The organism is Allofournierella sp. (assembly GCF_017889395.1).
GTDB lineage: Bacteria > Bacillota > Clostridia > Oscillospirales > Ruminococcaceae > Allofournierella.
In genome coordinates this window covers 1-12,346 of sequence record NZ_JAGHKE010000077.1, presented here as the reverse complement: position 1 = coordinate 12,346, position 12,346 = coordinate 1, and the positions used below count along the sequence as shown (strand labels likewise).

Genomic DNA, 12,346 nt, shown 5'->3' with positions numbered 1-12,346 from the left:
CGGTCCACCTGGCTGGCGTTGCCCCAGGTGGCAAGGCAGAGGTTTGCCTTGGGCAGGGCCAGATTGGCGGCCCAGACCGCCTGCTTCAATGCTTCATACATGGGCTCATACCCCCGCGCCGAAGGCGGCGTTCACGGTCTGCTCAAACAGGCCAGCGTCCTTCAGCAGCTTTTCCACCGCACCGCGCACCGCGCCCTCGCCGCCCTTCTGGGGGCAGATGTAATGGGCGATGGCCTTTACCTCGGCGGCGGCGTCGGCGGGGCAGGCCACGAAGCCGCACAGCTTCATGGCCGCCATGTCGTTCCAGTCGTCGCCCACATAGGCCACTTCCTCACGGGCAAGGCCCTGTTCGGCCAGGAAGGCGGCAAGGTACTCCGCCTTCTTTTTGCAGTTCTGCACGCAGTAGTCCAGGTGCAGCTCGGCGGCACGGCGGCGCACCGGCTCGCTCTCCCGGCCGGTGAGGATCATCACCTTGATGCCGGCGGTGCGGGCGATCACAAGGCCCGCGCCGTCCTTTACGGAAAATTTCTTGGTCTCGTTGCCGGTGGAATCCAGATACAGCCCCCCGTCGGTGAGGGTGCCGTCCACATCCAGCACAAGCAGCTTGGTCTGCATGGGCATGTTACTCCTTTTCGTAATAGCTGGGGGTCACGAAGCGCACGCGCAGCTCCTGGGCCCGGATGGCCTCGGCCATGGCGTGGTTGTAATCCGCGCCCCGCAGGGTATGATTCTTCATGCGGGGGTCACAGTAGTTGTCGCCCGCGGGGCCGTAGCCGTCCGCACCGGCAATGGCAGCCTCGTCCACGCCCAGCTCGGCCAGCAGGTGCAGCAGCATGATCAGGCTGTTGGCGCCCTTGTCAAAGGCACCGGCCAGGCTGTTGTAGTCCAGCCGGTAATCCGCCTCGCCCTGCAGGTTGCTGGTGGCGATCACCGCGCAGGGGCAGCTTTCCAGCTTTTCGAAGCGCTTGCCGTTGGTGAAGAAGGCGAAGTCCGCCTTGTAGTGCTCCGGCACGAAGTTGGCGCTGATGATGACCGGGTTGTTCTCAGCAATGTAGGCCTCAATGGCTTCCCGGTGGGTGTCCAGCGTCTGGCCGGGGGCCAGGGCCAGGATCTTCCGGCCGGCCAGCAGCTCGGCCAGCTTGGCCCGGTCGGCCGCGTCGTCCAGCGCGCTGCCCTTGTACTGGGCATACAGCTCGTCCGCATAGGCGGCATCAAAGGCGGTCTTCTTCTCGGGAGCAATGCGGCTCAGAATGTGGTTGATGTCCCGGTTGGACAGATCGCCCTTGCCCAGCAGATGCTCGGCGTAGTTGCGATGCAGGTTGTACCGGGCGGACAGGAAATAGGGCGGGGAGTAACCCCAGGGCTCCTTTTCCCGGATGGGCATGATCTGATCCTGAATGGCGTCCAGCATGCAGTCGATGTCGTACTGCTTGCCGAAGTTCAGGTTCAGGTAATCGGCGATCAGCTCGATGCACAGGTTGCCGGGGGTGCGGCCCATGCCCAGAAGGCTGGCGTCCACGATCACATCCCGGTTCAGGTGCTTGTTCACAAAGCTCTGGGCCAGGCTGGAGCTGAGGGCCATGTTCTCGTGCAGGTGCAGGCCCAGGGTGATGTCCTTGGCCAGGTTGTTGTCCACCAGGCTCACGATGCGGTCCAGGTCCTGCTGGCGCATGCTGCCGAAGGTGTCCACGATGGAGAAGGCGTAGGGGTGCAGCTTGTTCACCTGCTCCACCAGCCAGAGCACGCCCGCGTCCGAGTAGCCCATGATGTTGATGGGGTTGCAGCTGATCTTGTAGCCCTTGTCCTGGGCCTTTTTGCAGAAGGCCAGGCCCTCCTCGATGTCGTAGTCGTGGAAGGTCACCCGGATCAGGTCGATGCCGGTGCCGTCCCAGGGCTCCAGCTTGTCGATGTCGTAGAAGTTGTGCAGGGCCATGCCGCTGAACATCACGTTTTTCCGGTCGGCGGGCAGAATCTTCTTCAGCTCGGCCACCGTGTTCCAGCGGGTGCAGTCCGGGTCGTAGTCCACGTTGCGCAGAAAGCCCACCTCCACGATGTCGGTGCCCGCCTTCACCAGGCTGCGCACGATGTCGCGGATGTTCTCGTAGCCGAAGCGCCATTCGTTGATGTAACCACCGTCCCGCAGGGTGCAGTCCAGAAGTTTGAGGGTATGCATAAAAGCAGCTCCTTTCCGGCAAGTATCAGTTGCCGCGCTGTTTCAGGATATCACACACGATGTCCACGTCCTTGGGGGTGTCCACCGATACGGTTTTGTAGGGCGAGACCACGGCATGCACGGTGTGACCGTTTTCGATGAAGCGCATCAGGTCGTTTTCCTCTGCCTTTTCCAGCGCGCTCTTGGGAGTGGCAGCATAGAAGTCCAGCGCCTTTTTGCTGAACAGCTGGATGCCGGTGATCTTCTCGTATTCAAAATCCGCCGTTCCCTTCGGGTAAGGGATGGGGCTGCGGGAGATCAGCAGGATCTCCCGGCGGGCATTGCAGGCCACCTTCTGGTTGGAGAAGTCGATCACATCCGCCGGATGGTCCATGATGTTGGTCACGCCCGCCACATAGTAGGGGTCCTCGGGCAGGGTGTCCGGCAGGATCAGGTCGAAGGCCCGGGCATCGATCAGGGGCTCGTCGCCCATGATCTGCAGATACAGGTCCGCATTCAGCATGCAGCTCACCTCATGGATGCGGGCGGTGGGGGTGTCGTGGTCGGCCCGGGTCATCACCGCGGGCATCTCGTATTGGCGGCAGACCTCCATGATCCGCTCGTCGTCGGTGGCAATCACCAGGTCGTCCAGCTTTTTGCACTGCTTTGCCGCCTGGTATACCCACCAGATCATGGGTTTGCCTAGAATGTCGGCCAGGGGCTTGCCGGGCAGACGGCTGGACTGGTACCGGGCGGGGATCACGCCGATGATTTTCATAGGAATAACCTCCTTGCGGGTCCGCAATAAAAACGATGAAGCGGGCCGCTTGATTTCATAGTAAAGCCTTGGTATGAACAAATTATGAGCGCGGAGCGCTCGGCGTACACAATCAGGAAAGCAGGTCCAGGGCCTGGGTAAGGCTCAATTCCAGCTTTTCGTCCGTCACTTCCAGCGTTTTCAGCACGGTGGATTCCACCGTCACCGCCTTTTTGAACCGGAAGGGCAGCGCAAAGTTCAGCACCTCGCTGGGCATGGTGCGCTCCAGAATCACCGCCTCCGGGAACAGGCGCGAATAATCAAAGGTGTCCCGGGGATGGGTCTTGATGAAGAGCGGCCCGCCGTGGCAGTGGGCCTTCACCACGGCGGTGAACATTTTTTGCTGGGTCTCGCCGTCCAGAAGCCCTTCGGACACAAAGTCCCGGGGCAGGAACAGCACCGCGCCCTCGGCGGTTTCAGGCAGCGGCCGGGTGAGGAACACCTGCCGAACCAGCGCCTTCTGTTCGTCGGTGAGCCGGTGGAACCGGTCGGACTTGGAATCCTCCCGCAGCTTTTGGGGGAACAAGGGCGTTCTGGCGGCGCACTCGGTCTCCACCGCCGTGACCCGCTTGTAGTCGCCCCAGTACAGATAACCGTAGCCCAGCTTCTGCCGCAGCTTGAAATGGGGCAGCGCCCGCTGCTGGTCGATCAGCGGATGGTCCGGGTGGCAGGTGCTGGCCATGGTGTCCTCGCAGAGCACGTAGGGGGCTTTCAGGTCCTGCAAATACCGGCCCAGCACGCTCCAGTCGTTGTGGATGTAGATGGCCGCGTAGGCCTTGGGGTCGATGGAAAAGCCGTAGTATTTTTCCACGTTGCGGCGGCCCATCACCCGTTGCAAAAGCAGCGTGCGCAGAAAACCGGTCTGGATGGCATTGCCGCAGGCCTCTTCGTCAAAAACCCGTACACAGCGGAACAGGCCGGTGGCGGAAAGCCGCCCGGCCAGTTCTTCGGTGTTTGGGATGACACTGCTCAGAATGAGGTCCGGGGCCACCGTGTCCTTCATGGCCCGGACCAGCTCCACCAGCACCTGATAGGCGGTGTGGCAGATGTATAAATTGGGCAGACCCATCGTCAGTTTACCTCATTGGATTCAATGACCACCGGCGGGAAGTGGATGTGACCCCAGCCGCTGGACCACTCCGGCAGGGTGCGGTCCATGTTGGTGATCTCGAAGGCGAATTCCTGGGCGGGCTTGTCCAAGCAGGCGGCGTTGGCCAGCTCCCGCTCGAACACGTCCAGGTAGAAGAAATACTGCCCCTCGCTGAAGATGGAGGTGTCCACCGTGAACACGGTGGAGTAGCGGCGGCCCGGCTCGGCCTCGCCCAGGGTGATGGGATGGGTGATGCCCACGGGCGTGGAATCCCGGTAATGGAAGTTCAGCTTCATGTTCACCGCGTCGAAGTGCTGCATGACCTGCCAGTCGATGCGCACCCGCAAGGGCTCTCCGGCGGCGAACACGCTGCTTTCCTTGTCCAGGAAGGTCAGCCGCTCCACCCGCAGCCGCTTGCCCGCGCTGGAGCTCATGCGGCCAATCTCGCGCAGGTCGTAGTCCACCACGTTCACGTCGGTGGTGTCCATATATACGGCGATGGCGTCGTCCACGTTGCCGTCGAAGATCACCTTGCCCTTGTCCAGCACCACGCAGCGGGTGCACAGCTGGCGGATGGTGCTCATGTTGTGGCTCACATACAGAACGGTGCGGCCCTCCTGGCCCGCCACATCGCTCATCTTGCCCAGGCATTTCTGCTGGAACTTCATGTCGCCCACGGCCAGGACCTCGTCCATCACCATGATCTCACTGTCCAGATGGGCGGCCACCGCGAAGGCCAGCTTCACGAACATGCCGCTGGAATAGCGCTTGACCGGGGTGTCGATGAAGTCGCCGCATTCGGAGAACTCGATGATCTGGTCCAGCTTGGAATCCACCTCGGCCTTGGTCATGCCCAGAATGGCGCCGTTCATGTAGATGTTTTCCCGGCCGGTCATCTCCTGGTTGAAGCCGGTGCCCACCTCCAGCATGCTGGCGATGCGGCCCTTGATCTTGATCTCGCCCTCGGTGGGGGCGGTGATGCGGCTGAGCAGCTTGAGCAGGGTGGACTTGCCCGCGCCGTTGCGGCCGATGATGCCCAGTGCCTCGCCCTTGTAAACGGTCAGGTCCACGCCGTTCAGCGCCATGAAGGTCTGGCCGAACAGGCGGGTGTCGGTGCCGATGGGCAGGTTGGGGTCCTCCTTGCCGCGGATGCGGGCCCACCAGCTCTGCAGGTCGGCGGTGAGGGTGCCGCCGCCGATCTGGCCCAGTTTATATTGCTTCTTTACGCCGGATACCTGAATAACAGGCTCTTTGCTGTGTACCGGCTCGCTGTGATTGGACATGCAAAAATCCTCCTGTTACACGGTATCCATAAAGGTCTTTTCAATGCGGCTGAACAGCACCACGCCGATGGCCAGCAGGACCACGGTCACAATCAGGCTGTAGACCAGTCCGGTGGGGTCCACGCTGCCGCAGCCCAGCAGAGCCATGCGGAAAGCCTGCACCGGGGCGGTCATGGGGTTCAGGTTCACGATGGCGCTCAGGACTGGCTGGTTCGACAGGCTGGTGGTGGAGTACACCACAGGGGTGGCGTACATCCACAGCTGCACGCCGAAGGTCACGGCGATGGCCAGGTCACGGTATTTGGTGGTCAGGCTGGAAACGATGATGCCCACAGCCAGGCCCAGCAGCATCACCTGGATGATGCACACCGGCAGGTAGACGAGCCACACGGTCATGCTCAGATGACCGAAGGCCTCCTGATTGAAAAAGAAGAAGACCCAGAACACCAGGAACATGGCAAACTGAATGAAGAAGTTGATGGCCGCCGTGAGCACCTGGGACAGAGGAATGGTCAGGCGGGGGAAGTAGACCTTGCCGAACATGCCCGCGTTTGCCACAAAGGTGTTGGCGGTGTTGTTGATGCAGGAGGCGAACATGGTCCACAGGGTATTGCCGGCCATGATGAACAAGAAGCTGGGCGCACCCTCGGTGGGCAGCCCGGCGATGCCGCCGAAGATCACATTGAACAGGATGGTGGTGATGAGGGGATTCAGCAGAATCCACAGCGGGCCCAGAATGGTCTGCTTGTAGATCACCGCAAAGTTGCGCTTGGTGAACAGGGTCACCAGGTCCCGGTAATGCCAGAGTTCTTTCAGGTCGATGTCGAACCAGCCGGTGCGGGGTTTCACAACGGTGGTCCACTGTTGTTCGTTGGAATGAGCCATCAGTGTACTTCCTCTTGTCAGAATAAATGAAAAACGGTCGGGGTGCAGGTCAGAACATCACGGGTGGTTTTGTGCCGGTGCGCAGCCTGCGCAGATGCCAGCCCGCCCAGTAAACGCGGTGGTACCAGCGGGAATCCTTCAGCATCAGCCCGCCCAGCCGGGCGGTGAGAACGGTGCAATTGCCGGCCATGAGAGGCACAAAGGGGCTGTAGCAGCCAAGGGTACGGGCGGTATCGATCAGCCTTCGGGCGGTGGGGTGGCGCAGATGCTGCCGCGCGATGGCCAGCCCATGGGGCTGGGCAAGATCCACCGAAAGGCCGCCCGCCAGTGTTTTCACCAGGTGGAGCACGATGCGGGTAAAATCCTCCCGGGGCAGGGGAAAATCCCGGCTGAACCAATCCAGCACTTGCTCCGTGAGCCAAAGCTCGTTTTCGCAGTAGCAGGGCTTGAGCCGGTAGGTGACGCTGGAGTCGTTGCCGTCCTCATAGTAATAGAGCGGCTGTACGCTCAGAGAAAAGTTCCCCTGCAGATGAAGACGGAACCAGAGCCGCAGGTACTCCATGGCGAACTGTACATCCTCGCCATAGGTGATGCCCGGGGTGAACAGAAGCCCACAACTACGAATCAGCTCCAGATGAAAGAGCTTGTTCCAGATGTAATATAAATGGCTTTCCAGATACAGCTGCCCGGCCTTTTGCAGCGGAAAGCGGGCAAAGTCCGCCGAAGCCTTGCTGTTGGCAAGCTCCTCCGGGCGGGAGGTGTACCGCCAGAGGATCAGATCCTCCGGCCGGTTTTCCTGTGCGGCGAGCACGGTGGAAAGAAGGTGAGCGGGCCAGGCATCGTCACTGTCCAGAAACAGCAGATATTCGCCCCGAGCCAGTGCCATACCGTTGTTGCGGGCAGCGGCGCTGCCTTGATTGCTCTGATTTTTCAGCAAAAAGCGGCTGTCGCGCCTGCAATAGGCTTCGCAGATGGAGGCGCTGCCGTCGGTGCTGCCATCGTTCACCAGAATGCATTCCCAATCGGAGCAGGTCTGGGCCAGAACGCTGTCCAGGCAGCGGGCCAGAAAGGACTGGGTGTTGTAGATGGGAATCACCACGCTGATCTTTGGCATAATTCCTCCTGCTAAGCCGTTCAAACATAGAAAATAACGCCCCGTGCGCTGCCGCAGCAGGGCGTACTAAGATAGTTTATTATAGCATATCATGCCGTAAGCTGCAATAAAACGGGGAATCAGCCGACGGGGCCCAAGACGAAAAAAACAGAAGAAACGGCAACATTTTTATTCACTGCAGTAGGGCCTTCCAGCGCAGGTATACGGTGTGCATGCATAGCCAGTGGAACTTCCAGTAGAACCAGCGGCGCTCTGTCAGCCGGTTCTGGTCCAGCGTAACGGCCAGAGCGGTCCAGCGCAGGCGAAGCGGTACATAGCGGGATTCAAACAGCCGGTTCTCTTTGAAAAAGGCCATCAGGCGGGCGTATTCTGGGCTCTTGTAAAAAAGTGCTGCGCTTTTGCGCCGCTGGGCCGGGGGCGTGCAGTAAAGACCGTACAAAACGGTGTTCAGATATTCCATCACGGGCAGCCGCAGCTGCTGCGGCGGGGCATGATACACATGCAGGCAGTCCTGAAGGAACCGGTCGAACATCTGATAATGGGCGGGCTCCAGCTGGTTTTTGGTGCTTTTGCTCAGGCTGGTTTCGTTGCCGGATTCGTAATAATAGAGCGGCCGGGTAATGTAGAGCAGCTCCCCGTTGGGAACCTGCGCGGAAAAATGCCGCAGATATTCGTTCATAAAGGGCCGGTCCTCGTAGCAGCGCAGCGATGGATCGAACCGCAGGCCGGCCTGCTCCACAAGCGCCCGATTCAGCAGCTTTCCCCAGGGGGTGGGGAAGGGGGCGTTTTCGCAGAAAAGGCCGATTTCGCTCACGGAAAAACGGCGCAAAGCTGTCGGGTCCGGGTGCTGGAGCAGGCCATCCGGCTCGAAGACCGCGGCGAAAAACACCAGGCCGCGGGGGTTTTCCTGCTGTATCTGCCGGATCAGCTCCAGTGTGCAGGGGGCAATGGCGTCGTCCGCGTCCACAAACAGAAGCCAGGGCGCAAGGGCTGCATCCAGCCCGGCATTTCGGGCAGCGGAAGCACCGGCGTTCGGCTGGTGGATGACCCGGAACCGGCGATCGTTGGCGGCGTATTCATCGCAGATGAGCGAAGAACCGTCGGAAGAGCCGTCGTCCACCAGAATGCACTCGAAATCCGGGCAGGTTTGGGCCGCAACGCTGTCCAGGCAGCGACGCAGGTATTTTTCGGCGTTGTAAACAGGAATGATAATGCTTGCAAACGGGACCATAAGATACTCCTTTTGGATGCAGGGCGGAGGATTGGCCGAGAACGTTAACGGTTCCAGTTTCCGCCAAGCAGATAATAAAAGAGCCAGTAAGTGCGCCAGTAGGAGCGCCGCCCCTCTTCCTCGGCGCGGATCACGAACCGGGCCAGAGCAGCGCTGCGCCATCGGAAGGGCAGGTAATAGGGGCTGAAGGTGTGGTTTTCCTTCAGGCCGTCCAGCAGCTCGGTCACGCCCTCGTGCTGCAGAAGGCTGTGCCCCTCGGCCTTGTTTTCAAACAGAAGGCCGAAGGCCAGTGTATGCAGCGCATGCTGGTAAAAGGTGGCCATGTTCTGAGCCGGGCAGTGATAAAGGGTCTTGCAGTCGTGGGCAAAGCGCAGGAACAAAGGCAGCTCCACCTGGAAATACTGCTGATAATGCACGGATTTTTTGGAAACGCTCATGTCGTTTTCGTCGCTCCAGTAATAGAGCGGAGCGCGCAGAAAATGCACAGCAAAGCCCGGCCGCAGCCCGGCAAGCCGGGCAAGATATTCATACACAAAGGGCAGATCCTCGTGCCCGTTGCGGATGGAAGCGTCGAAGCGAAGGGGCGAGGGGGATTCCAGCACGCTGCGCTCAAACAGCTTGTTCCATACCGGCGGGAGCATGAAGGTGCAGTAAAGGGAACCGAATTCCTGCTGGGAGAAAAGAGTCTCGCCCGCAGGCATCGGGGCGGAAAATTCCGCCGGGTCACGGGTATAAGGCCACATCACAAGCCCGCCTTCCGTGCTTTCGTAGCAGGCAAGCGCCCGGGTGATGGTTTCGGGATGGATACGGTCATCCTGGTCGCAGAACAGAACGAATTCCCCGCGAGCCGCGTCAAGACCCGCATTGCGGGCACTGCACACGCCCCCGTTGGACTTGTGGATCACCCGAAAACGGGGATCGTGGCGGGAGATTTCGTCGCAAAGAGCGCCGGAGCCGTCGGAGGAACCGTCATTCACCAGGATACATTCGAAGCTGGAGCACTCCTGCCCGGCAATGCTGTTGATGCAGGCGGGCAGAAATTTTACGCAGTTGTACACCGGCACGATAATGCTGATTTTGGGCTGCAAGGGAACACTTCCTTTATTTGATAAAGTTTACAGGTGATTTGCGAAACCGGCGAAGGTCCGGTAGTAGCTCTGCCGGGAAAAATCCTGCGCCCGGCGCACACCGGCTGCGGCCATCTCGGCCCGGCGGGCGGGCTCGGTTTTCAGAGCAAGGATGGCTTCGGCGATCTGGCCGGAAAGCTCAGGCACACCGGGCACGGGGGTGCATTCGCCGTCCCAGATCTCATCCCGGCGCAGCAGCACCGCGCCGCTGCCCTCCAGATATTCCGGCATGCCGCCGCTGTCGGTGGCGATCACCGGGCAGCCGCAGGCCATGGCCTCGATGGCGGTAATGCCCGCCGGCTCCTCCCACAGCGCGGGGAAGCAGGCGGCATCCGCCATGCGGTAATAAGCGGGCAATTGTTCATTGGGCACAAAGCCGGTAAAGACGATCCGCTCGCCCAGGGCCTCGGCCTGCTTCCGCAGTTCGGCAAAGAAGGGGGAGTCGGCCTGCCCGGCAAAGAAGGGCGAGCCGATGACCGCCAGCTTCACGGCGGGGTCCTGGATCTGCCGCATGGCCTGCACCAGCCGGTGGATGCCTTTTTCCTCGCACACCCGGCCGCAGAACAGCACCACGAAGTCCTCCTGTGCAAGGCCCAGGCGGCTGCGCAGCTGTGCCCGCTCATTTTCCGCGGCAGGAGCAGGGCAGAAGCGGCCGGTGTCCACGCAGTTGGGCAGCAGCACCGCCCGGTCGGCGGGCAGTGCGCTGGAGGAGAGCCAGGCCCTGCGCACATAGTCGCTGATGGCCAGCACCCGGCCGAACTGAGCGTCCAGCTTGGGGCTGCTGTATGCCACCCCATGCAGGTGCGCCGCCATTTTTTCGGCGCCGAAGCAGGCGGCGGCCTGCTGCCAGGCGTCCAGCTGGCCGCCCTCCACCGAATAGAGGTCGGCGTTCAGCCGCTTTAGAAAGGGCAGGGGGTAATGCTGGTATTCCTGCCAGTACACCGGCCGCCCGGTTAGCTTTGCCAGCCGGTAACGGACCCGGTGCAAAAGGGAACGCACCCGCCCGGCGGGGGGCACGAAGAAGATCAGCGACTGGGAAAACCGGGCCGAAGCCGCCGCGGCCTCCTCGTCCAGACGGCAGACAAAGGCCAGCTCCAGCTGCCGCTGGGTCTGGTTTTCCTCCATCAGATGGGTGGCCAGGGTCTCCACCGCGCCGCCCTTCACGGCAGGCACCGGAAGCTCGGGCGGCAAAAGCAGGGCGACCCGGGGCGTTTCGCTGCGGTCAGGCAGGGGCAACGGCCGGGTGCACCAGCGCAGGCAGCTGAGCTTTTCGGTCAGCGAAAGCTCGCCGCAATGTTTTACAAGGGGCAGCAGGCAGCGCAGCTCCGCCTGGGCACCGTGCCAGCGGGCGGCGATGGGCCAGGTCAGTTCGTTTTTCGCTCCGGCGCACAGGGCCAGGTACCGACGGAAACAGGAGGCCAGCGCCTTGTCCAGCAGGACCTTGTCCATGCCCTGGTCCCGGAAAAACCGGCACCAGTCGGCGTGGGCGGTCACCCCGTCAAAGCTGCCGGGGCTGATGCCGCTGCGGCAGATGCTGCCCTGGCGCAGCCGGTAGCGGTAAAGGGGAGCGTTCAAGCAGGCCACCGTTTCACAGGCGGCGAACAGCCGGTGGGCCACCGCGTCGTCCTCGTGGATGAGCCCCTCCGGGTAGCGCAGCTGCTCCCACAGGCTGCGCTTGTACAGCTTGTTCCAGGCCACCGTGTAGCAGGTGGCATTGGGCCCGAAAAATTCCGCCAGCAGTGCCTTGCCGGAAAAGATTCCGGCAGCGGCGGGGGCGGTGATCTCGGGGTGCTCCAGCGGTGAGCCGTCCTCGTTCACGTCCTCCACCGCGCAGAGGGCCATATCCGCCCCCGAGGAACACAGCGCGCTATAAAGCTGCTCCAGATAATCCGGCGCGATCAGATCGTCGGAATCCACAAAGGCCAGAAGCTCGCCCTTCGCGGCGGCAATGCCGGAATTGCGGGCGGCGGAAAGCCCGCCGTTTTTCTGGTGAATCACCCGCACACGGCTGTCCTGTTCAGCATAGGTGTCGCACAGCGCGCCGCAGCCGTCCGGGCTGCCGTCGTCCACCAGAATCAGCTCAAAATCGGCAAAGGTCTGGCCCAGAATGCTCTGCACGCAGGCGGGCAAAAACTGCTCCACCTTATAAACCGGGACGATTACGCTGATGCGGGGCATGGCTCAGGCCTCCTTTTTGCGGTCCATTTTTCCCCGGGCGGCGGCCAGCTTGTAGCACAGCGCGGGGCTTGCACAGAACAGTACCGCCCGCAGCTTTTCAAACCCGGCCACGTGGGGGTTCGAGAGGATGCGGGGCAAAAGCTTATTCAGCTTTTTCTTGTGCAGGGCAAAGCCCGCTTTCAGTTCGCCGGACAGCGGCCCCGCCAGGTTGGCGTGCACGTAGAACAGGTAGAACACCTGCCAGTAACGGGCCACCGCCCAGGCGGCCAGATCCCCGTAGCCGGTCTTGCCGGTGAAAAAGTCCACCCAGCCGCCGTACAGGCGCAGATCGTCCAGCCGCTTGGCCGAGAAGGCCAGGGCGGTCATGCTGCCGGTGCGGGTGCGGTAGTAATAGAGCGGCTCGTTGGAGAGCACGATCTCGTTGCCGTCGTAGATCTTATCCATGATGTTGGCGTCGTCGCCGTAGAAC

At 61.5% G+C, this 12,346-nt stretch carries 11 protein-coding genes; all 11 read right to left on the bottom strand.

The window, feature by feature from the left end:
- Positions 1–105: 105 nt before the first annotated feature.
- Positions 106–615, bottom strand: coding sequence for an HAD family hydrolase (locus J7G73_RS10215; RefSeq protein ID WP_247643373.1), 510 nt, complete (start codon positions 613–615; stop codon positions 106–108).
- Between the two features lie 7 nt (positions 616–622).
- Complete coding sequence (locus J7G73_RS10210) at positions 623–2,173, bottom strand: aldolase catalytic domain-containing protein (RefSeq protein ID WP_291246172.1); 1,551 nt, start codon at positions 2,171–2,173, stop codon at positions 623–625.
- Positions 2,174–2,198: 25 nt separating this feature from the next.
- The gene (locus J7G73_RS10205) at positions 2,199–2,930 is read right to left on the bottom strand and encodes a 3-deoxy-manno-octulosonate cytidylyltransferase (RefSeq protein ID WP_291246171.1); all 732 of its coding nucleotides are present in this window, start codon (positions 2,928–2,930) and stop codon (positions 2,199–2,201) included.
- 112 nt (positions 2,931–3,042) lie between these two features.
- Positions 3,043–4,038, bottom strand: coding sequence for a hypothetical protein (locus J7G73_RS10200; protein WP_291246170.1), 996 nt, complete (start codon positions 4,036–4,038; stop codon positions 3,043–3,045).
- A gap of 2 nt (positions 4,039–4,040) precedes the next feature.
- Positions 4,041–5,342: a polysaccharide ABC transporter ATP-binding protein gene (locus J7G73_RS10195; protein WP_087292588.1), complete on the bottom strand. Its 1,302-nt coding sequence runs from the start codon at positions 5,340–5,342 to the stop codon at positions 4,041–4,043.
- A gap of 15 nt (positions 5,343–5,357) precedes the next feature.
- Positions 5,358–6,227 carry an ABC transporter permease gene (locus J7G73_RS10190; RefSeq protein WP_291246169.1) on the bottom strand — a complete coding sequence of 290 codons (870 nt, stop codon included), beginning with the start codon at positions 6,225–6,227 and terminating at the stop codon, positions 5,358–5,360.
- A 49-nt stretch (positions 6,228–6,276) separates the two neighbouring features.
- The gene (locus J7G73_RS10185; protein WP_291246168.1) at positions 6,277–7,341 is read right to left on the bottom strand and encodes a glycosyltransferase family 2 protein; all 1,065 of its coding nucleotides are present in this window, start codon (positions 7,339–7,341) and stop codon (positions 6,277–6,279) included.
- Positions 7,342–7,513: 172 nt separating this feature from the next.
- A complete protein-coding gene (locus J7G73_RS10180) occupies positions 7,514–8,572 on the bottom strand; it encodes a glycosyltransferase family 2 protein (RefSeq protein ID WP_291246167.1) in 1,059 nt (352 codons plus the stop codon).
- A 44-nt stretch (positions 8,573–8,616) separates the two neighbouring features.
- Positions 8,617–9,660: a glycosyltransferase gene (locus tag J7G73_RS10175; RefSeq protein WP_087292576.1), complete on the bottom strand. Its 1,044-nt coding sequence runs from the start codon at positions 9,658–9,660 to the stop codon at positions 8,617–8,619.
- Between the two features lie 27 nt (positions 9,661–9,687).
- Positions 9,688–11,877 (bottom strand): glycosyltransferase, encoded by a 2,190-nt coding sequence (locus tag J7G73_RS10170; RefSeq protein WP_291246166.1) that lies wholly within the window; start codon positions 11,875–11,877, stop codon positions 9,688–9,690.
- A 3-nt stretch (positions 11,878–11,880) separates the two neighbouring features.
- Positions 11,881–12,346 (bottom strand): hypothetical protein (locus tag J7G73_RS10165; RefSeq protein WP_291246165.1); only part of this gene is annotated, 466 nt, incomplete at its 5' end.

Excerpts from the sequence above, each read along its gene's own strand:
- J7G73_RS10215 (WP_247643373.1), bottom strand. The coding sequence starts at position 615 with ATGCAGACCAAGCTGCTTGTGCTGGATGTGGACGGCACCCTCACCGAC.
- J7G73_RS10210 (WP_291246172.1), bottom strand. The coding sequence starts at position 2,173 with ATGCATACCCTCAAACTTCTGGACTGCACCCTGCGGGACGGTGGTTAC.
- J7G73_RS10205 (WP_291246171.1), bottom strand. The coding sequence starts at position 2,930 with ATGAAAATCATCGGCGTGATCCCCGCCCGGTACCAGTCCAGCCGTCTG.
- J7G73_RS10200 (WP_291246170.1), bottom strand. The coding sequence starts at position 4,038 with ATGGGTCTGCCCAATTTATACATCTGCCACACCGCCTATCAGGTGCTG.
- J7G73_RS10195 (WP_087292588.1), bottom strand. The coding sequence starts at position 5,342 with ATGTCCAATCACAGCGAGCCGGTACACAGCAAAGAGCCTGTTATTCAG.
- J7G73_RS10190 (WP_291246169.1), bottom strand. The coding sequence starts at position 6,227 with ATGGCTCATTCCAACGAACAACAGTGGACCACCGTTGTGAAACCCCGC.
- J7G73_RS10185 (WP_291246168.1), bottom strand. The coding sequence starts at position 7,341 with ATGCCAAAGATCAGCGTGGTGATTCCCATCTACAACACCCAGTCCTTT.
- J7G73_RS10180 (WP_291246167.1), bottom strand. The coding sequence starts at position 8,572 with ATGGTCCCGTTTGCAAGCATTATCATTCCTGTTTACAACGCCGAAAAA.
- J7G73_RS10170 (WP_291246166.1), bottom strand. The coding sequence starts at position 11,877 with ATGCCCCGCATCAGCGTAATCGTCCCGGTTTATAAGGTGGAGCAGTTT.